The sequence below is a fragment of the Dictyoglomus sp. LHC4 genome (genome assembly GCF_055181355.1).
In genome coordinates, this window is record NZ_CM143707.1 from 405,460 (window position 1) to 425,843 (window position 20,384).

Below are 20,384 nucleotides of genomic sequence, written 5' to 3' on the forward strand. Positions count from 1 at the left end.
AAAAAAATTGTATAAAATTATAAAAAACGTTTCTTTAAAAGGAGGGATTTTATTTGGTCACTATAAAAGATGTGGCAAAGCTTGCAGGTGTTTCTATCTCTACTGCTTCTTATGCATTGAATAATAGTAATAAGGTAAGTGAAAAAACGAGGGAGAAGGTTTTAAAAGCTGCAAAAGAGTTAAATTATATCCCTAATAAGTTTGCACAAAATTTAAAAAAGCTAAGAACTGATTTGATAGCCCTTATAGTTCATGAGATTAATGGTCCCTTTTATGATAAATTGGTCCAGGGAATCCAAGATGTTGCTCATATTTTGGGGTATAATTTGGTCATTTTTTGTGAGTCTAGTCATGGAAGACCATCTTCCTTAGTTTTTTTAAAAGAAAAAATATTTAATGGTGCCATAATAATGACTCCTGTGGTCTCAAATGATGATATTAAAGAACTTGTAGAAGAAAACATACCCTTGGTCCTTTTAGATAGGAAATTAGAAGAGGTTAATGTATGTAGTGTTCTTATAGATAACGAGAAGGGTGCTTTTGAAGCAGTAAAACATCTTATTGAATTAAATCATAAGAAGATTGGTTTTATTAGTGGTCCTCCCGATTCTTATGATAATAAAGAGAGATACAAAGGATTTGTGAAAGCGATGGAAAAATTTGGATTAAAAATAAATGAAGATTTAATTATTCAAGGTAATTTTACCGAGGAATCAGGTTATAAAGCCATGAAAGAGTTTGTTTCAAGGAAAAGAAGAGAAATGCCCACTGCATTTTTTTCATCTAATGATGAAATGGCAATTGGAGCAATGAAAGCTTTGCAAGAAGAGGGTTTTAAAATTCCTGAACATATATCTATTGTGGGATTTGATGATATAAACTTAGCTCAATATGTTCAGCCTAAGCTTACAACCGTAAGAAGACCAATGTATGAACTTGGTTCTTTTTCTGCTCATATGTTAATAAATATAATAAAGGGAAGGTTAAAGTATAGCAATATTACCTTAGATGTTGAGCTTATCTTAAGGGAATCTACCAGGAAAGTCTGATTAATTCTTCTTTTATTCCTTTATCTATAACCTCTAACAAGATAAAATGGGGTTTCCCTTCATCAATTTCTGCTGATACGTAAGGGCGAGCCCCTCCAATTCCAGAAATTACATAGGTTACCCCATTTATTACCTTTCTATAGTACATATGAATATGTCCTGAAAAGACATAATTTACTTTATATTCTTCAAAAATTCTCATAAGTTCCTTAGATTCAAGAGGATCCGCCTTATGAAATAAGAAGAAAAAGCTGGGAGATATAATGGGCTGATGCATGAAAACAAATTTATATTTTTTATCTGTATTTTTTAGTATGTTAACAAGCCAATTCATTTGTTCTTTTCCTATTTTTCCTGAAGAATTATTAAGAATTATAAATCTTGAGTTTTCGTAATCAAAATAATAATAAAGAGGTCTTCCTGTAAAGGCTTGAAACTTTTCACCTTTTGGATCACCCTTTAGATCATGATTTCCAGGGACAAAATAAATGGGATTTTTGACATCTTTTATAAGATTTCTTAAAAAATTATATTCTTCTTCACTACTATTATCTAATATATCCCCTAATTGGATAATAAAATCTGGTTTTCTTTTTATAATTTCAGAAAGATTTTTCTCAAATATTCCCTTTACTGGCCTACCTGCTCTATCACCAATAACTACAAAAGTAAAGGAATAAGAGATAGAAGATATTTCCCAAAATATAAAAAATATGAAGAATATTATCTTAAGTATTTTTTTCATCAGATTTCACCTCTTAGATAAATAGACTAAAAGTCCAAATTGAGATAATCTTGTTACTATTATACAAAAAGGGTGGTTAAAATTTAAGATTTATAAAAAGGAATTGAAATTTATAACTTTTCGAACTCTTGAGGTTGTGTTAAAATTTTAAAAAACTATTTAAAAAATTAGAGAAAAAGGAATGAAAGTATTAATTACTTATTTCTTGAGGTAAGATATGAGAGATAAACTTTTTATAGCTGTACTTCTTGGCTCTTTTATTACTTCCTTTTCTGCCTCATCTATTAATGTGGCTTTACCTGCTATTGGCAAGGAATTTTATCTTTATACTGTTTCCTTAAGTTGGTTGTCTACTTTATATCTTCTTTCAAATGCCTTTTTTCTTCTTCCTTTTGGTAAGATTGCTGATATTTACGGAAGAAAGAAATTATTTTCTATAGGATTATTGGTATTTTCTATTGGAGCCTTAATAAGTATATTATCTTTTAATTATGATATTCTCGCATTTTCAAGGATTATTCAGGGGTTTGGAGGATCTATTCTTTTTGCCACAACCCCAGCCTTAGTGTCATCTATTTCATCATCATCTGAAAGAGGTAAAAATTTAGGATATTATGTTACATCTGTGTATTTAGGTTTGTCTTTGGGACCATCTTTAGGCGGTTTTCTTACTCAGTACTTTTCATGGAGAAGTATTTTTATATTTACTTTAATATTAGGGATGATTTCTTTTATAATGAGTCTTTTTGTAGAGGAAGAATTGGAAGGGCAAAGTAGTGGGAAATTTGATCTTTTAGGATCTTTTCTTTATGCCTTTTTTGTTACTTTTATTTTATTAGGACTTTCAAATCTGAAGAATGAATTGGGAATCATTGGTATCTTATTTGGAACTTATCTATTATTTTTATTTTATTTCGTAGAAAAGAAGATCTCTAATCCTATATTTCCTATAAATCTTTTTAGAAATAGAAGATTTATATTTTCAAATTTATCAGCTTTGATAAACTATGGTGCTACATCTGCCCTTTCTTTTCTTTTGAGTATATATCTCCAAAGTGTAAAATATATTGCTCCTCATATTGCAAGGTTTTTTACTATCCTTTCAGCCGATTTCGCAGGTTATATTTTCTCCATGGGCAGGAAGATTGTCAGATAGGAAAGATCCAGGTATAATAGCTTCTTTGGGTATGTTGATAATCTCTATAGTTATATTTTTCTTATCTTTTCTTTCTCTTAATACTCCAATTTTTCTTATCCCTCTATCCGGATTTTTCTTAGGTTTTGGTTTTGCACTTTTTTCCTCGCCTAATACCAATGCTATTATGGGGAGTGTGGATAGAAGTCTATATGGTGTAGCTTCTTCTACTTTAGCAACCATGAGAGTTTTAGGGCAGACCTTTAGCATGGCACTTGTTAATTCTATTTTTTCTATTTTGTTGAAGGATATGTCAGGTTTGGAATTTTCTCGTGATTTCATGTATGCCTTTAGAATACTTTTATACATTTTTACTTTACTTTGTGCTTTAGGGATATGGGCATCTTTTCAGAGAAACAAAGAATGAGCTTAAGATTAAATAGTGGCTATATTGATGAGATAGGTAGTCAATTTTTCATTTTATAATGGGAAATTTTTAAAAAAGTGATTTAAATCACTTTTTTAATTTTATTAATGTGCTAAAATATTACAAATAAAAATAGAAGGAGGGGGTTTCTGTGAATATTAGGAAAGTTTTAATTCTCCTTCTTTTAGCTTTATTTATGGGAGGTTGTACTCCAAAACCTACTAATAATCCTCCCAATACTCCATCAAATCCATATCCTCCAGATGGTGCAACTTCTGTAGTTCTTGATCCAGTATTGAGTTGGCAATGTACAGATCCAGATGGGGATACTTTAGTATTTGATATTTACTTTGGAACAAATGCTAATAGTCTAACTCGTATTAAAGCAGATCATAACTCTACGAGTTATCAAATAATAGATTTAGGGTTCAATACTACCTATTATTGGAAGGTGGTAGCAAAGGATGGAAAGGGTGGTGTGAAGGAAGGACCAGTATGGAGATTTACTACTCAAGCAGAGGGACAAACAAATAATCCACCAGATGTTCCTGCTAATCCAAATCCACAAGATAATACACAAAATATTCCTACAGAGGTTATTCTAAGTTGGGAGTGCTCAGATCCAGATGGAGATCCTTTATATTTTGATATTTACTTTGGAGTAAATCAGAATAATTTAGGAATATTGGTAAAAAACCACCCTACAAAAAGCTGTCAGGTTAAAAATTTAAATTATAATACCACCTATTATTGGAAAGTAATTGCAAAGGACAGTAAAGGAGCTCAGACAGAAGGACCTATATGGAAATTTACTACAACCCAAAGTGGAGATGTGGCAAAGGCAAAGGCATTAGTTGCTGATTTAAGAAATACCATACTTACAATACATGATTATAAGGGCATAGGTGTTCCTGGAATAGTTGATACACCATTTAATAGATTATCTGAGGAAATATATGAAAAGATTGTTCCAGATCTTAGTGAAACAATAGATAGGTTAGGATTTGTTTTATCTTGCATGTCTCAGGTATCCCCTCAAGGTACATATACTTTTACTTATACCGATTTAGATTATACCCTCTATATTACTGCTGAATTCATTCAATGGGAAAACTCTTCTACGATTCAAGTAACTTTTCAAGGATATAAAGGTAATTATCTAATTGATGATGGTAATCTTACAGTTAATTTTGATGCTAATAATTTCCCAATAAGCGGAAATTTATTAAATGTTACTATGGGAACTAAGGATGGTAATATGAGCATAAATGGAAACTATATAGCTCAACGGCTTCCTAATTCTGGTTATCCTGCCAAAATAGAAATTACAGGTATGATAACTTCTCCTTATGTTACTGTTGATATTAGTCGTGATGGAAGAAAACTTTATGCAGAGTTTGGAGAATGGTATAATCAAAATCGAGGTGTATGGTTATCTTATTTGAAGAAAATAGATATTTCTGGACAAATTACAACCACAACAGCCCAAGCAGAAGGAAATCTTGATGCTGAATTTGTATTTGTAACCTATCAGAATGGTAATACACAAAATCCTCCCAAGAATATCTCCTTTACAGGAACCTTTAGAGAGATTAAAAATGAGCAACCAACTGGTGCTTACTTTACAGGTACTATTACAGGTGAATATCTGAATCCTGAAGAATATAATCCCTATAATGATTATGGACCTAATAATTTCCCAAAGTGGAATGCTAATTTCACAGGTCATATAGAAGCTCCTAAAAGACCAAAGATTGATGCAAATCTGGGAATAAGACATGATACATATCAGGTTTATGTTATAACTGCAGGATATGAAAGGACAAATACTGGTGGTTCAAAGGTATGGCTTAAGACGCCTCAAAATCAAATTTCTGCTTATAATGAAGCTACAAAGATATTAGATGTTACCCTTAACAATCAGGATGACTTAATTGTTAAATTTATAGTAAATGGAAATCAAAGCGGAGATCGTGTATTTACGGGTACTATAAAAAACAATGCTGGTATGAACCTTGCTGATCTTTACCTTTTAAATGGTGTTCCTATGGTTAAGTATATTGACGGATATATAGAATCCATATTTTAAATAAAAAATTTTTAGGGGAGAGGGTATCCTCTCCCCTTTTAGTTCTATGAAATTAAAATTAATCCCTTTAATGTTCCTTTTTGTTATTAAGACTTGTTATGGTTTTTCCTTTTCAAGTGATGCATTCTTTTCTTTTAATAGTATATCTTTAAGTAATTTTCTTAGTCTTTCTTGGGATGATATTTTAAATGGAGATATAAACACAAATCTAAAGAATCATATGTTCATGTTGTATAGGAATCAAATGAAAATTTCTTTTAAGGGATTTGAAATAGGAGCCTTATTCTATAGTGAATATTACGGTTATATTAATAATTCCACGTTGAATTTTATAAAGGGATTGATTAATAATGATCTCTCATTAGGTGATTATGATATTTATGGAGAGATTAAAGGTTATTCTGTAGGTGGTATTTATATGAAAAGAAGGGTAGATCTTGGAAATTTTTTGACTCTGAATTTTAGTCCTAAATTATATATAGGCTTTGATTATCAAAATGGTGTTTTGAAAGGTAATTTTTCTAGAATAGATGAGATATCATATAGCTTTGATCTTTTATTGGATTATATGTATAACAAAAATTTATTTTATCATCGTATAGACAATACAAAGGGTAAAGGTATAGGTTATTCCTTTGATTTTGATATGATTTTTAGTCCCTTTAAAAACCTTTCCTTTTTTATAAATATTGAAGATTTATGGGGAAGAATTTTTTGGTTCCACATTCCCTATACTGATGCTAAGGCATCTACTGATAGGGAGTATGTGGATGAAAATGGATATATAGCTTTTAAACCTTTAATAAGTGGTTATGAGGGTTATAAAGACTATATTCAACTTCTTCCTTTAAGATTAAATATAGGTATAGCTCATAAAGGGGAAATGGATGAATTCGTTATAGAACTATCTTTCAAAGAAGACTATAAATCCCTTTTTATAAGATACTATTTCGGTTTGTTTTCATCAAATATTGAAAAGTTAACCCAAATCACCTCTGAAAGGTTTAAAATAATAGATAACCTTTCTCCTTCAGGTTCCTATTTTATATTTTATATAGATAATTATCAGTTCCTTAATATGGTTTATGGTCTTTCCTTTTTAATGTAAATTGTCTCCTCTGAGCTTTCCAGGGTATCTCCTGATACCTTTATATAGATCTCTCCTTCCTCTTCTATACTTTTAATTACAGCTAGTGCTTTACCTTTATATAGATATCCAAAAGGACTTACAAAGGATCCATTGAAAAATGGATCCGAATTTCCAAGAGCTATTAATTTTCCATTTCCCTTTACCTCTACTGTTATTTTATTACCAGCATCAGGCACCTCTAATCCCTTTTCATCTACCGCTATAATTTTTATATAGCATAGATCTCCATAAGAGATTAGTTCTTTTCTATCAGGAATAAGTATTAACTTTGAAGGATTAGAGGTGGTTTCTAATCGGTCTCTACCAACTTCTCTTCCATCTTTATAAGCTACAACTTCTAATATCCCAGGTTCGTAAGTAATATCATAAATAGTCTTGAATTTTACTTTTTCTCCCGAGATTTTTCTTCCAAGAGAGTTTCCATTTAAAAAGAGTTCTACCTCATCAGCATCCGCATAAATGTATATTCTTATAGGTTTTCCTTCATATCCTTTGAAGTTATAGCTTCTTTCTACAGGTTCCCATGACCATGCTCTCATATATAGTTTCTTCCCATAAAGCTCTGGAGAAAGCGCAAAAATTATAGGATCTTTTCTATTTCCCCATACAATATCTCTGTAATAAGATTGAGGCCTTTTTTCACCACATATGTCAATATCTCCACAATTTGCTAAAAACCAGGGATATTTTCCCAAGAAATTGTTAGCTTCTTCTCTGTCTACAGATACTCTTCCGATTCCTGCCTCTCCCAGATAGTCAATGGCAGTCCACACAAAATCTCCAATAACATTTGGATTTTCCAATGTTTCTATCCAATTTTCATACATGGTATAAGGGAAGGTCTCGGTACCACATATTATACGATCTTTATATTTAATCCTATCGTATGCATACCTATCAATCTTATAGTTATATCCCGCCACATCTAAGTGTTTAAAGAATCTCTTGGTTATTTCTCCCCATCTTTCTTTTGTTTCTTCATTGCCTTTCCATATACCTAAAAGGACAATATTGTCTTCCTCTATATCTTCTACATTTATACTTTCAAAGGCAAGACCGCAAAAGGCAGAAGTAACAAATCTCGTAGAATCAAGCTCTTTTACTTTTTTAGCTAATTTATCACTCCATTCATATATACTTGAGTATCCTTCTTCTCTTTCCCAATCTATACCAGATCCCCAAGTAACTTCATTACCTATAGACCACATTATGATGGAGGGATGATTAAAATCTCTTTTTATAGTACTTTCTACCTCTTCTTCCCAGTATTTTTCAAAATATATGTGATAGTCATAGGATTTTTTACCGCATGTCCAAACATCAAAGAATTCGTCAATTACTAATAATCCTAATCTATCACAGGCGGATAAGAAGTAAGGAGCATAGGGGTTGTGAGCAAGTCTTACAGCATTAAATCCATTATTTTTAAGAATTTCCACCTTTCTTTCTTCAGCTCTATCATAGCTTTTGCTTCCTAATATCCCATGGTCATGATGTATACATCCACCCTTTAATTTTATAGTTCTACCATTAAGCTTAAGCCCTTCCTCAGGAGATATGCTTATACTTCTAATACCAAATTCAGTCTCAGATATTTCAATTTCCTTTTTTTCTTTCATTACTCTCGCCCTAATTTTATAAAGATAAGGATTTTCTATATCCCAAAAGATGAAATTAGAAAATTCTATATCTGTTCTAAATTCTTTTTCTTCTTTTGGATTTATTTGAAAATCTAATTCTTTAGTTTTCAATAGCTTATTCTCTTGGGATATAATTTCAAAGATTAATTTTCCATTTTGGACTTTGTCATCAGTGTTTTTTAATATAACTTTGGGATATATAATAGCTCTTTCACTATTTAATATGTCATATGTTACATGAAATTCCCATGGTTTTATATAGACTTTATCTCCTACATGTAGCCAAACATGTCTATAAATGCCTGTTCCTGCATACCAACGAGAACTCGGTTTATGATTATTTTCTACATGAACAATAAGGGTATTTTTCTCTCCAATTTTTACATATTTAGTTATATCTACAAGGAAGCTAGTATATCCATAAAAGTGTTTCTTTACTAAAAAACCATTTATAAAAACCTCGGAAATTCCCATTATTCCTTCAAATTCCAAGATTAAATTTTTATCTTTGTATTCTTCCCCAAAATCTAACTCTTTTTTATAAAAAAGGCTACATCCAGCGGTAAATCCTTCATCAGGTCCAGATGGATTTTCCTTTCTTCTTTCCTTTTCAATAGCTATGTCATGGGGTAAATCTATCGGAATCCAGTTTTTTTCTCTCATAATGGAACCAATATAGTTAAGAGAACTTTCTAAGTATTCCCATGACCTATCTATATTTATCTTTTGCATATTAATACCTCCTTTGTAAAGCTAATTGGGAAAACAGGCAACTTTATGTTGAGGAGAAACTTCTATAAGTTTTGGTTCTTCTTCAGCACATTCTGGTTTTGCTTCTGGACATCTAGGGTGAAAAGCACAACCTAGGGGTGGGGATATTAGTGATGGAGGACTTCCTGATATCCCTTCTCTTTGTTCTTTTTCTCCTATTTTAGGGAGAGATTGTATAAGATATTTTGTATATGGGTGGATGGGATTCTTAAATATTTCTTGAGTTGGTGACTCCTCAATTATTTTTCCTGCGTACATAATAGACATTCTTGTTGTTAATTGGGCATGTATACCCATATCATGGGTTACTATAATAATTGTATTTTTAAATGTTTCTTGGATATCTTTGAGTAGCTGAATGACAGCTCTTTGGGCCACAACGTCTAAGGCAGTAGTTGGCTCATCTGCTAATATAACTTGAGGATGCAAAAGAGTTGCAAGAGCAATTACAACTCTTTGACGCATTCCTCCTGAAAGTTGATGGGGATAGGCTTCTAATATTTCAGGAGATAGTCCCAAATCTTTTAAATGTTCTCTCATTAGATCAAAGTATTCTTTTATATCTTTTGCTTTTATATGACTTTCTAAAATTTCTAAAAAGGAATCTTTTACCTTTTTTACAGGGTTTAATACATGCATGGACCCTTGAGGTATATAAGAGATGAAAGACCATCTTAAGTTTTTAATCTCTTTTTTGGAGAGAGAAAAAACATCAATAAAATCACAATTTGTTTTATAGAATAATTTTCCATCTATAAGTTGGAGGGGAGGATCTAAGTTGGCAAGTAATGCTTTTAAAAGGGTAGATTTTCCACAACCGCTTTCTCCTGCAATACCATATATTTCATTTTGTTTTATACTTAGGTTAACATTACTAACTGCTTTAATTACTCTTTTTTCTCCCCAATATTCCAGTATATAAAAGGCTTTTAAATTTTCAGTTTTTAATACTTCGCTCATTTTTATGCTCTCCTCCCATTATATAGGTGGCATTTAACCATTACATTTTCCACCATTACTTCTTTTGGTTCCTCTTTTCTACAAATCTCCATCACGTTTGGGCATCTGCCTGCAAATTTACAACCTGTTTTAAGATACTCTGTATATTCTGTATCTGCAATACTAATCTTTCTTTTCCATTTTTTCTCAGGATCGGCCTCAGGTATGGATTCTATAAGAAGTTGAGTGTAAGGATGTCTGGGATATATAAGAACTTTTTCTACAGGTCCCATTTCTACAATATTACCACGAAACATTATTGCAATTCGCTCACTAACATAATAAGCAGTGGCAAGATCATGAGTTATGTATAAAACACTTAGTCCTGTTTCTTTCCTTAATTTTGAGAAAAGATTTACTATTGACATTCTTAAGGATGCATCTACCATTGAAACTGGCTCATCTGCTATTAATATAGATGGATTGGTTAAAAGAGATCTTGCAATAGATGCTCTCTGAAGTTGTCCTCCAGAAAGTTCGGTAGGATATCTACCGTTTATTTCATCAAAAGATAGTCTTACTGCTTTTAATTTCTCATTGATTATTTCTTCTGCTTGAGCTTTGTTTTCAGCCATTTTGTAGTTATATACTGTCTCTAAGAAAATATCGTCTATAGTGAGGAGAGGGTTAAAGCTTTCAAAGGGGTTCTGGAATACTGCTTGGACCTTTTTTCTAAAATCTTGAGATTTATTTTTTTGAATAGATTTCTCTTCTATAATGATATCTCCAGAAGTTGGTTCTTCAAATCCTAAAATTATTTTAGCGGTAGTAGTTTTTCCGCAACCACTTTCTCCTGCAAGGGTAAATATTTCAGCTTTATTTATATAAAAGGATACATTATCAACTGCAGTTATCTTAACTTTTGAAAATATACTTCCTATTGAATATACCTTTGTTAGATTTTTAACCTCTAATACTTTTTCCATTTTTAATCTTCCTCCATAAATGGCGTGAATATAAATATTTTTTATTTTCCAAAGCCAATTCTTTGAAAGCGAGCCCTTGGATCTAAATATTCACTTAAACTTACAGATATCCAGTATAATGCAACAAAAAGCAGAATAGCAGTAACTATAGGAGTAAGAAGCCACCACCAAAGCCCCATAAATAGAGCTTGTCTATATATGGCGGTTTGAAGCATGGTACCTATGGTAGGTACTGTAGGATCTATACCAAGGCCAAGATATGCAAGAGTGATCTCCATACCAATAGCCCAAGACATATTGTTTATGAATGTGGTGAAGACTATTGGTAGTACATGGGGTAAAAGCTGTTTTCTAATAATTCTTATGGTGGGCATACCTGAGAGCACAGCTACTTTTATAAATTCTCTTTCTCTTAAACTTAAAACTTGTGATTTAATTACTCTTGCATCCCAAGCCCATGAGAAGAAAGCTAATAGTATTCCTAAATTAAAGAAATTATTTGTCCAGTCTTTAAGAATCATAGATATTGCAATAAGAATTATTAAGAAGGGAAGTACCATGGTTGTGTCTCCTATAGTAGTTATAACTCTGTCAGTTGTACCACCCTTGTATCCTGCTAAGATTCCTACAATTACTGCAATTATTCTTGAAAAAAAGGCAGTAACTAATGCAATTATAAGAGAATTTTTTATGGCAAAGGTAAGTTGCCAAAATACATCTTGTCCTAGCCAATTAGTACCTAAAGGATACTTAAAAGATGGTGGAAGGCCGGAAGGTACTTGATACATTCTTTGTGGATTATAAGGTGAGAAAAAGGAAAGGATAACTGAAAGAGTGAATATACAAAAAATAATGAAGGCGATAACAAATCTATAGTCTTTAAATAGATCATAAATTAAACTTTTAAAAGTATTCACTTTTTTCATCCTCCAGTGAGAATTAAGTTTATTATCTATAACGTACTCTTGGATCGAAGAAAGGATAAATAAGATCTAAAAATAAAACTGATGTGGTAACTGCTACCACAGATATACACATAATTCCCATAATTAAGTTATAATCAGCTCTCATTATGGCATCATATAAAATCTGCCCAATTCCTGGATAGGTAAAGACCATCTCTGTGATTAATGCTCCACTAAATATTCCTCCAAATTGTAATCCTAATTGGGTTATCATAGGTAACATGGCATTCTTTATGATATGGCTAAAAACTATATTTTTCTCATCTACTCCTGCTGTTTTTGCATATATTACGTGATCTTCTGTCTGTATGCTTTGAACAATTAATTTCATGCTTTGAAATTGCCAAGCTATTCCCACCACAAGAAGAGTTAAGGCTGGTAGAGTGGCATGTTTTATTATGTTTAAAATGGTTTGCAAGTCAAAAGATAAAGTTCTTCCTACACCTATACCTCCCCCTAAGGGAAATATGGGAAATATATAGGAAAATAAAATAAGAAATATAAGAGCAGTTATATAATAAGGTATAGGCCTTATAATCATGATTAATATATCAATAGCTTCCATCCACTTTTTTCTAAAATATCCCACAATGCCTCCTGCAATAACTGCTATTATCCAACTCAAAATGGTTGTTACAGAAAGAAGTCCTAAGGTCCATGGAAGAGCCATAGCAAGGAGTTGATTTACAGGTGTTGGGAAGCGAGAAAGAGAAGGGCCAAAGTTTCCACTAAAAAATCTTTTCCAAAACATTATATATTGGTCCCCAAGGGTTCCTTCCAGACCATACAATTGTTTAAGGATTTTGATTATTTCTTCTTGTTTTTCAGGAGAAACATATACTCCAAAGGTTTGATATTGAGTAAGCTGTTGCTTAACTGGATCTACAGGAAGGAGACGTGGGAAAATGAATATTGCAGTTAAACCAAGAAAAGTTACTATTACATATTGGATTAATCTTGGTATTAAATATCTTTTTATAAAAGACATTTCTCCCTTATTCCTCCTTTTATTGAGGGTCAGGCAAGGCTAACACCTTGCCTGACCCAGAATCAATATTTACTTTCTTCCTGTTGGTTTAATTTGATGGAGAATATACTTTAACTGAGGCCAAGTTGTAAAGTTGTCACTACGTGCATAGTCATTCTTAGGACTTGGCCAGTTAGTCCAATAATATTCATCAAAGACTATAGCAATAGGACAATTGAAACAAGGAATAGCAACCATTTCTTCTATTTGAAGTTTTAATCCTTCAAGGCCAAGCTTTTTGATGGTGGCAAGATCACTCCAACGAGTTTTTTCAAGAGAAGAGATTGTCTTATCCATTCTTGGATCGCTCCATCTGCATGCCCATCCAAGTGTAGGTTCTCCGATTGGTCTTACATACTTACTATTCATGGCATTAAAGCATAGGTAGAGGTCAGGATGTAATCCCCAAGGTTCACCAGCGAATCCACCATGTCCTGTATTTAAAACTTCAAATTGTCCATTTAAGGCAAGAGTTGCAGCTGCTGCAGATACATTGAATACTACATCAATTCCAAATTTCTTCCATTGTTCTGCAACTCCAAGAATTACAATGTTTGCCATATCAGTAGGATCTGGCCCTCTTAATATTGTTATTTTCCATGGTTTTCCATCAGGTAGATACCATTTTCCTCCTATTTTCTTAAATCCATTCTTTACTAATAATTTCTCTGCTACATCAGGAGCATATTTCCACCAACCATATCCTAATGTAAGCTGTACCTCTTCTTTATTTTTAGGATCAATATCTACCTTATAGTTTTTCTTTGCCCAATCAAGAAGTCTCCAAGGTGCATCTGGATCCCACGGTTTGAATTTTTCTCTACCACCAATATCAAGAGTAAGATCCTTTAACCATGGTTCTAATGGCTTAAAGTACCAATCGTAGAAGTTTTTACCTACTACAAGAGGAAGTCCTGGGGTCATAGCCACCATCCCGTTATATGTGGATATAGCTAATTCTACGATATCAATTGATAAAGCAAGAGCCCATCTCACATCTTTATTATTGTATGGGAATACTAAATGGTTAAAGGCAGGACCTCTTGTAGATATATCTCTTGGATCAATGTATGGCCATGTATCACGATAGCTTCGTGTGGTATTACTCATTTTTAACATTGTTAACATTTGTTCTGCTGTTCCTTGAATAGCATCGAGTTCATGTCTTAACATAGCCATATTTTGCTTTTCTGGTGGTCCATAATTGATAAATAATACATATTCTGGTTTAGGTTCTCCAAATAATTGTCCTGTGACAGTTCTTTGCCAATCTGTTCTCTTCTTCCAAAGTACCCAGTAACCTGCAGGGTCATGGCTTACATATACGTAAGGTCCTAAGCTTACTGGTGGGTTAAAATCATAAGTAAGTATATCTTTCACTTTACTAAATATACGCTTAGGCATTGGTCTAAGAGCGCCCCATCTTTCTAAGAAGAAGGTATGAAATCTGGCGTTTGGTTTGTTAAGATCTACAACTACTGTATATCTGTCAGAAGCATAAACCCTTTTCACGTCTTGCATAGCACCATGGTAATCAAGACCTTCAGTATTCTTTACTGTTTGGATTGTGAATACCAAATCATCAGCTGTAAATTCAACACCATCACTCCAGTAGATGCCTTTTCTTAATTTAATTACAAGTCTTGTAAAATCTTTATTGTATATAGGACCTTCAGAAGCTAAAGCATTTATTATTCCACCTTTTACTACATCTGGATTTAATGTCCATAACGGCTCTGTTACAAATTGATGAAGACCGCAGTTTTGTGCCCTCCATCCTGCCCACAGGTTCCAGTTACCTGGTACAGGTAAAGGAGCAAAGAGAAATGGTAGAATTAAGGTTTTGTCTCGAGGTATACCTGCGGGTAGTACTTGGGCTGTTGTACCGGTTAGGGAGAAAAGTACTAAAAGGATCGCTAAAATTAAAAGTACCTTTTTCAAGAGTTGCGCCTCCCCCTTTAAATAAAATTTTTATTAAAATTTTGGTACAATAAGTATTATATATGAGGAAAAAGTAAAGATCAATAACTTTTTTAATTATATGATTATAAATAGCATATTTCTAAAAGTTAAACCACAAAACAAATTGGAATGTCTAAAAATAAATTAGAAAATTTTTTAATAACTGATTTTTTAAATTATGATAAAATAATGAATAAATATTTAGTGGAGGTTGTAAAAGATGCGAAGTAAAATTTTAATTTTTTTACTTTTAAGTCTTATGTTATTGGAGGTGAATTTTTCCATGGATGAGGTTAAAAGTATCATTCTAGTTACTAGAGTTTTCCCCGAAGGAGAGAAGGTCTATGCTGTAGTTTTGGAATATGCTTATGAGGTAGATGGGAATAGGTTGAATCCAGATATATTTGAAGTGGAATCAAAGCTTGGTTATGTTGGCAAAAGAACTGTGAAAAGGGTATATGCAAATTCAGATGGAAGATTAGTAATGAATTTTTTTGCTAATAGAGGAAGATATGTAATTATAGAATTAGATCCTAAGGATATGAATGCTATTACAACATATTTTGATAACAATAGGTTTTTAACAGGGAGGCATAAATTAGAGTATTTAGTAACTCAAAAGACTGATATATATTCTATTGATGGTAAGAAGATTCCAGCCTTTTCTTTGAAAAATACCGATGAGAAACATTTGATTATCGATGATTTTATAGCGGAATTATATCATGATAAGGAGCTAAACTTAGATCTACCTTACCGTTTATTTATTCCTAAGAATACTGATCCTTCTAATAGATATCCCCTTGTAGTCTTTCTCCATGGAGCAGGAGAAAGGGGAAATGATAATTATTTGCCTCTTGCAGGGAACAGAGGTGCCATAGTTTGGGCAGAGCCAGGACATCAAGCAGAGCATCCTTGTTTTGTACTTGCTCCTCAATGTCCTCCTTATAGCAGTTGGACAGGACTTATTACTGGTGGAAATCCTTTTAAGGCGAATAAAGAGCTTTTGGCTGTAGCAAATCTTATTAAGGATTTAATATCTAAATATAATATTGATAAAAATAGAATATATATAACTGGGCTTTCAATGGGAGGATATGGTACTTTTGCTCTTCTTATAGAGCATCCCGAACTCTTTTCAGCAGCTATTCCCATATGCGGTGGTGGAGATTTAAATAGTGTAGATAGAATAAAGGATATTCCAGTGTGGGTATTTCATGCGGAGGATGATCCCTTAGTGCCTGTTTTCTTATCTCGTGAGATAGTAAGAAGGTTGGTTGATATTGGAGGAAAAGTTAAATATACAGAATTTCCTAAGGATTATCTTGAATCTATAGGATATCATCCTCATGCATCTTGGGTGCCTGCCTATGAGAGTGAAGATGTGATAGATTGGCTATTCTCTAATTCTAAATAAGGGGTTTATATATGGGGTATATAAGAATATCGGATACAAAGGATTATTTTATTAAAGATGGAAAAGTATTTTTCTATTTTGCAGATACTTGCTGGAGTGCCTTTACAAATATCACTTTAGAGGAATGGAAAGATTATTTAAATTATAGGAGATTACAGGGATTTAATGCTATCCAAATTGATGTCCTTCCTCAATGGGATAGAAGTGCTACCGATATTTACATGGATCCCTTTGAAGTATTACCCAATGGAAAATGGAACTTTAATAAGATAAACGAAGAGTATTTTGAAAGAGCAAGAAATATGGTAGAGATGATGGTTGAGAGAAATCTAATTCCCGCTTTAGTAATACTTTGGGCAAATTATGTACCGGATAATTGGTTATCTAAGATGTTAGCAGAAAAAGGTATCTCTCACGTTATACCAAAGGAAAATTTAGAGGAGTATTTATATTATGTGATAGATAAATTCAAAGATTATAATCCTATATTTATAATATCTGGTGATACAAATTTTGAAGGGGATGGGGCAACAGAATATTATTTAAAGGCATTAGAGATGGCTAAAAAGTATGCTCCAAATTCTCTGACAACTTTGCATCTTTGTGGTGGTTATGCTGATGTACCTGAGGAAATAATTAATTCTCCTTACTATGATTTTTATATGTATCAATCTTGTCATTTTAAAGATAAAATGCATTGGGCATATGAAACAGCCCTTAAATTTTATAATAAAAAAGTCAAGAGGCCTATTGTTAATGGAGAACCTTGCTATGAAGGGATAGGATCTATAGGAAATTATAATGTATATGGTAGATTTACAAGGAATGATGTAAGAAAGGCTGTATGGCAAAGTCTCCTCTCTGGTGCAAAAGCTGGGATAACATATGGAGCTCATGGTATATGGTCTTGGGAGAAAGGATTAGGGGAATATTCTGTTTCTGATTATGCTGTACCATATTATTGGAGAGATGCCTTAGTATTTCCTGGAGTTTACGATGTGAGTTTTGCAAAGTGGATTTTTGAAAAATATGAATTATATGATATAGAACCAGCCAATGATTTACTCATAAATGATACCCAAGAGATAAGAGTATCAAAGGGAAAAAATAAGTTAGTAATATATAACCCATATAATTCTAATGTATTATTGAGATTGACTGAGGATTATAAGTGGGAAGGAATAGAGCTTATGGAAAGAAAAATTTTTGTGCCAGAAGTTAAAAAATTAGAAGGTGAAACAATAATTAAAATGTCTCCAGTAAATAGTGATTATTTATTGATAGGATTAAGGTAAAATAAAGCCCGTAGTTCATAGACTACGGGCTTTTTAGATTAATTTTCTTACCTATTCTCCTATTACTCTCTCAACTAAATGATCGAGAAAGGCATTTAGATCTCTCCATCTTATAGCCGCTAATATTTCATCTCCTTTTTCATCTGGTACTGTATAACCATCATCGGTGACCATTATTTTTATTGGCTCAATTTCTATGAGATCATGAGAATAGGCTAAATATACAGCAACGGTATCAAAAAGGGTTGAGGAGTAATTTTCTGGATCTACTTTTGTCCATGGGACAAGTTTTGACCATATTTTATAATTTTCTATTAAGACTTTTAGAATGGGTTTTTCTGAATTATATATCGTTTTGTATCTTTTCCCATCCAAGAAAACAAGACCACAAGTATCTAGGGGAGTTATTATTTTGCCTTTAAAATCTGATGAAAACACCTTTCTAATAGAGGGAATATCAGATTTTACGTTAGCTTCTGGCTCTCTACCTTCTTTGCCTCCATAACCCTTATATATACTTCCATGCATTCCAACAAAATAACATTTTTTAGGTAGATCAGGATAGATTTCTATCGCCTTTGCTATATTTGTAGCAGGTCCTATAGATATTATAGTAACTGGTTCTTCCGAATTTTTTATTAGATCAACCATGGCTTGAATACCATCTTCATATATTTCTCCTTCGTAGGAATTTATATCGAAATCTTTTATAAAAAGCTCTTGAAGATTTAAAGAATTTTGGGGATCTCCAAGACCTATACCAATTGGAATTTTTTTGTCTGCTATTTTAAGTATTTTGGCAATAATTTTTGCCCTATAAATAGTATCTCCACTTACAGTTGTTATTAGTTTAACGTCCAGTTCTGGGGAGTTGATAAGCATGATAAGAGCCCATGTATCATCAATATCAGTTCCAATATCAGTATCAAGAATTACAGGAATCTTATTCATATAATAACCTCCTAAGCTAAATATTTAGTTTTATTATAGATTTAAAATCACATTTTTAAAATAATGGGCTTGAGAATACACAGACATCTTACCTACTCCGTATTCTTCTTGTAATTTTTTCATGGCTTTTACAAAGGCATATGGTCCTTCAAAAGGAGGAAGAGAATCTACATCAATACCCATGACTTTTGCAAGCTGTATATATCTTTCTAGTACTTTAGAAGCAAAAAGTGTATGGTATACCTCTGAGATCATAATTAGTCCTTCTAAGGTATTTACAATGAATCCTTCTACTTTTTTCATTTTTCTCCTCATTGGTTATAACTTTCCATGGATTTTTCGCTGTACTAGTACCAGCTGTAGTAGTTATTGTAACTCTTTGTAGGACAGGTTTTTCTATTCTATGTTAAGAAGAATTTTATCAAAAACCACATATTCAATTTTTAAGCTCTTTAATATATTAACTTAATAATTTTTTGTTTCTTAATTTTTCTAAACTACCATGTCCCAAAAGAATTCTTGGAGGAATTATTATCTTTTTGCATCTCCTTTTTATTTAATTATGTGGGAATTGTTTTTAGTAAAAATTATAAACTTAGTGTATTTTTTGTCAATCAACAAAGAACATTTCTGATAAATATCTTCTTAAATTGTTGACAAAAATATCATTTTTAATCTATAATAATCAAAATTCTATCAATATATGAACGTAATATGGTCATAGTTTAGTAAAAAGGTGATGATCCTCAAGAAAAAGAAGGAGGTATAAAGATGTCTTTAGTAGAAAAGGAGATAAAAGAACAAGCCAAAACTTTGCCTCTTACCCTTGAATTTATGGAGAATTATTTTATTAAGGAAAAGATACCATCTTTTATCTTGGAAAGTGATTTAATTTATTTTGTGGGATGTGGTACATCCTTATATTTAAGCCTTTCTGCTAGTAGATTTTTTACATTAAAAACAGGGAAGGAGACAAAATTTCTTCCTGGGGGAGAAATATATTTTGCATCCCATGAGAATATAGGAAATAAATCTTTAAAAAGATCAGCTATTTTAATATCTCGATCAGGGGAATCAACAGAAGTGATTAAAGCAGGAGAAGTTTTTAGAAAAATGAATATTCCATCCTTAGGCATAACTTTGGAACCCAAGAGTTCTTTAACAAAAATATCTAATGTAAGCATAATACTTCCTTTTAGGGAAGAATCTATTGTGATGACAAAATCTTTCTCTGGAATTCTTTTGTCTTTAGAACTTATTGCAAGTTATATAATGGGAGAAGGTTTTAATACTTATAAAAAGCTTGTGCAAAAGACACTTGAGATTATTCAAAAAATGGAAGAAATAGCTGAAGAGCACCTAAATTTTAAACATTATTTCTTTTTGGGACTTGGAGTAGAAGAGGGAATTGCCAGAGAATCTGCCTTAAAACTGGAAGAAATGTCTCTATCAAAGGTAGAGGCTTATTCTACTTTTGAATATAGACATGGTCCTAAATCATTAGTAGAAGAGGGTTTTTTAGTATCTCTCTTTAGAAGAGGATTAAAGGAAGAAGAAGATCTTATACAAGAATTGGAATCTTATGGAGCAAAGGTTGTTACTATTGGGGATGATGGAGATCACATTCCTGTATCTTATTTGCCAGAAAGTATCTTCCTTAAGGTATTATGGGGACAGATTCTTGGCTTAAAGATAGCTTATTATAAGAATGTAAATGTGGAAAGTCCAAGAAATCTTACTAAAATAGTAATGTTTTGAAAAAGAGTTTTGTATTTTTAATTATTTAGAATTTGTATTCTTTTATGGCTAAATGTGGGTAAGTCAAAAAAGTATGAT

General features: G+C 32.2%; 17 protein-coding genes. 8 read left to right on the forward strand and 9 right to left on the reverse strand.

Annotated elements, in window-relative coordinates; translation table 11 throughout:
• Positions 1-53: 53 nt before the first annotated feature.
• Positions 54-1,049: a LacI family DNA-binding transcriptional regulator gene (locus ACY3JO_RS01955; protein ID WP_463085140.1), complete on the forward strand. Its 996-nt coding sequence runs from the start codon at positions 54-56 to the stop codon at positions 1,047-1,049.
• Here the strand turns inward: ACY3JO_RS01955 and ACY3JO_RS01960 are convergent.
• Complete coding sequence (locus ACY3JO_RS01960; protein ID WP_463085141.1) at positions 1,033-1,794, reverse strand: metallophosphoesterase family protein; 762 nt, start codon at positions 1,792-1,794, stop codon at positions 1,033-1,035. The two genes, ACY3JO_RS01955 and ACY3JO_RS01960, sit on opposite strands and share 17 nt — an antisense overlap.
• A gap of 217 nt (positions 1,795-2,011) precedes the next feature.
• Here ACY3JO_RS01960 and ACY3JO_RS01965 point away from each other — a divergent pair, with 217 nt between their 5' ends.
• The 4 genes from ACY3JO_RS01965 (at position 2,012) to ACY3JO_RS01980 (ending at position 6,553) form a co-directional block, all read left to right on the forward strand.
• Entirely contained in the window at positions 2,012-2,950 is a 939-nt protein-coding gene (locus tag ACY3JO_RS01965; protein WP_463085142.1) for an MFS transporter, read from the forward strand.
• Positions 2,874-3,356, forward strand: a complete 483-nt coding sequence (locus ACY3JO_RS01970) for an MFS transporter (protein WP_463085143.1) — start codon at positions 2,874-2,876, stop codon at positions 3,354-3,356. The genes ACY3JO_RS01965 and ACY3JO_RS01970 overlap by 77 nt, the downstream gene beginning before the upstream one ends.
• 151 nt (positions 3,357-3,507) lie before the next feature.
• Entirely contained in the window at positions 3,508-5,445 is a 1,938-nt protein-coding gene (locus tag ACY3JO_RS01975) for a fibronectin type III domain-containing protein (RefSeq protein WP_463085144.1), read from the forward strand.
• Between the two features lie 46 nt (positions 5,446-5,491).
• Complete coding sequence (locus ACY3JO_RS01980) at positions 5,492-6,553, forward strand: hypothetical protein (RefSeq protein ID WP_463085145.1); 1,062 nt, start codon at positions 5,492-5,494, stop codon at positions 6,551-6,553.
• Here ACY3JO_RS01980 and ACY3JO_RS01985 read toward each other — a convergent pair.
• From ACY3JO_RS01985 to ACY3JO_RS02010, 6 genes are all read right to left on the reverse strand, one after another.
• Positions 6,529-8,967 (reverse strand): glycoside hydrolase family 2 TIM barrel-domain containing protein, encoded by a 2,439-nt coding sequence (locus ACY3JO_RS01985; protein ID WP_463085146.1) that lies wholly within the window; start codon positions 8,965-8,967, stop codon positions 6,529-6,531. The genes ACY3JO_RS01980 and ACY3JO_RS01985 overlap by 25 nt on opposite strands.
• Before the next feature lie 21 nt (positions 8,968-8,988).
• Positions 8,989-9,966 carry an ABC transporter ATP-binding protein gene (locus ACY3JO_RS01990; RefSeq protein WP_463085147.1) on the reverse strand — a complete coding sequence of 326 codons (978 nt, stop codon included), beginning with the start codon at positions 9,964-9,966 and terminating at the stop codon, positions 8,989-8,991.
• 2 nt (positions 9,967-9,968) lie between these two features.
• Positions 9,969-10,931, reverse strand: coding sequence for an ABC transporter ATP-binding protein (locus tag ACY3JO_RS01995; RefSeq protein WP_463085148.1), 963 nt, complete (start codon positions 10,929-10,931; stop codon positions 9,969-9,971).
• Between the two features lie 41 nt (positions 10,932-10,972).
• A complete protein-coding gene (locus ACY3JO_RS02000) occupies positions 10,973-11,857 on the reverse strand; it encodes an ABC transporter permease (RefSeq protein WP_463085149.1) in 885 nt (294 codons plus the stop codon).
• Positions 11,858-11,879: 22 nt separating this feature from the next.
• Entirely contained in the window at positions 11,880-12,884 is a 1,005-nt protein-coding gene (locus ACY3JO_RS02005; protein ID WP_463085150.1) for an ABC transporter permease, read from the reverse strand.
• 69 nt (positions 12,885-12,953) lie between these two features.
• Entirely contained in the window at positions 12,954-14,864 is a 1,911-nt protein-coding gene (locus tag ACY3JO_RS02010) for an ABC transporter substrate-binding protein (protein ID WP_463085151.1), read from the reverse strand.
• Between the two features lie 241 nt (positions 14,865-15,105).
• Here ACY3JO_RS02010 and ACY3JO_RS02015 point away from each other — a divergent pair, with 241 nt between their 5' ends.
• Positions 15,106-16,302 (forward strand): prolyl oligopeptidase family serine peptidase, encoded by a 1,197-nt coding sequence (locus ACY3JO_RS02015; protein ID WP_463085152.1) that lies wholly within the window; start codon positions 15,106-15,108, stop codon positions 16,300-16,302.
• 11 nt (positions 16,303-16,313) lie between these two features.
• Positions 16,314-17,597, forward strand: a complete 1,284-nt coding sequence (locus tag ACY3JO_RS02020; RefSeq protein ID WP_463085153.1) for an apiosidase-like domain-containing protein — start codon at positions 16,314-16,316, stop codon at positions 17,595-17,597.
• Between the two features lie 51 nt (positions 17,598-17,648).
• On the opposite strand, the gene ACY3JO_RS02025 is transcribed toward ACY3JO_RS02020, so the two are convergent.
• Together ACY3JO_RS02025 and ACY3JO_RS02030 are read right to left on the reverse strand one after the other, a co-directional pair.
• Positions 17,649-18,548 (reverse strand): nucleoside hydrolase, encoded by a 900-nt coding sequence (locus tag ACY3JO_RS02025; RefSeq protein ID WP_463085154.1) that lies wholly within the window; start codon positions 18,546-18,548, stop codon positions 17,649-17,651.
• 33 nt (positions 18,549-18,581) lie between these two features.
• Positions 18,582-18,851 carry a hypothetical protein gene (locus ACY3JO_RS02030; RefSeq protein WP_463085155.1) on the reverse strand — a complete coding sequence of 90 codons (270 nt, stop codon included), beginning with the start codon at positions 18,849-18,851 and terminating at the stop codon, positions 18,582-18,584.
• 468 nt (positions 18,852-19,319) lie between these two features.
• On the opposite strand from ACY3JO_RS02030, the gene ACY3JO_RS02035 reads away from it, so the two are divergent.
• Entirely contained in the window at positions 19,320-20,306 is a 987-nt protein-coding gene (locus tag ACY3JO_RS02035) for an SIS domain-containing protein (RefSeq protein WP_463085156.1), read from the forward strand.
• Positions 20,307-20,384: the final 78 nt, after the last annotated feature.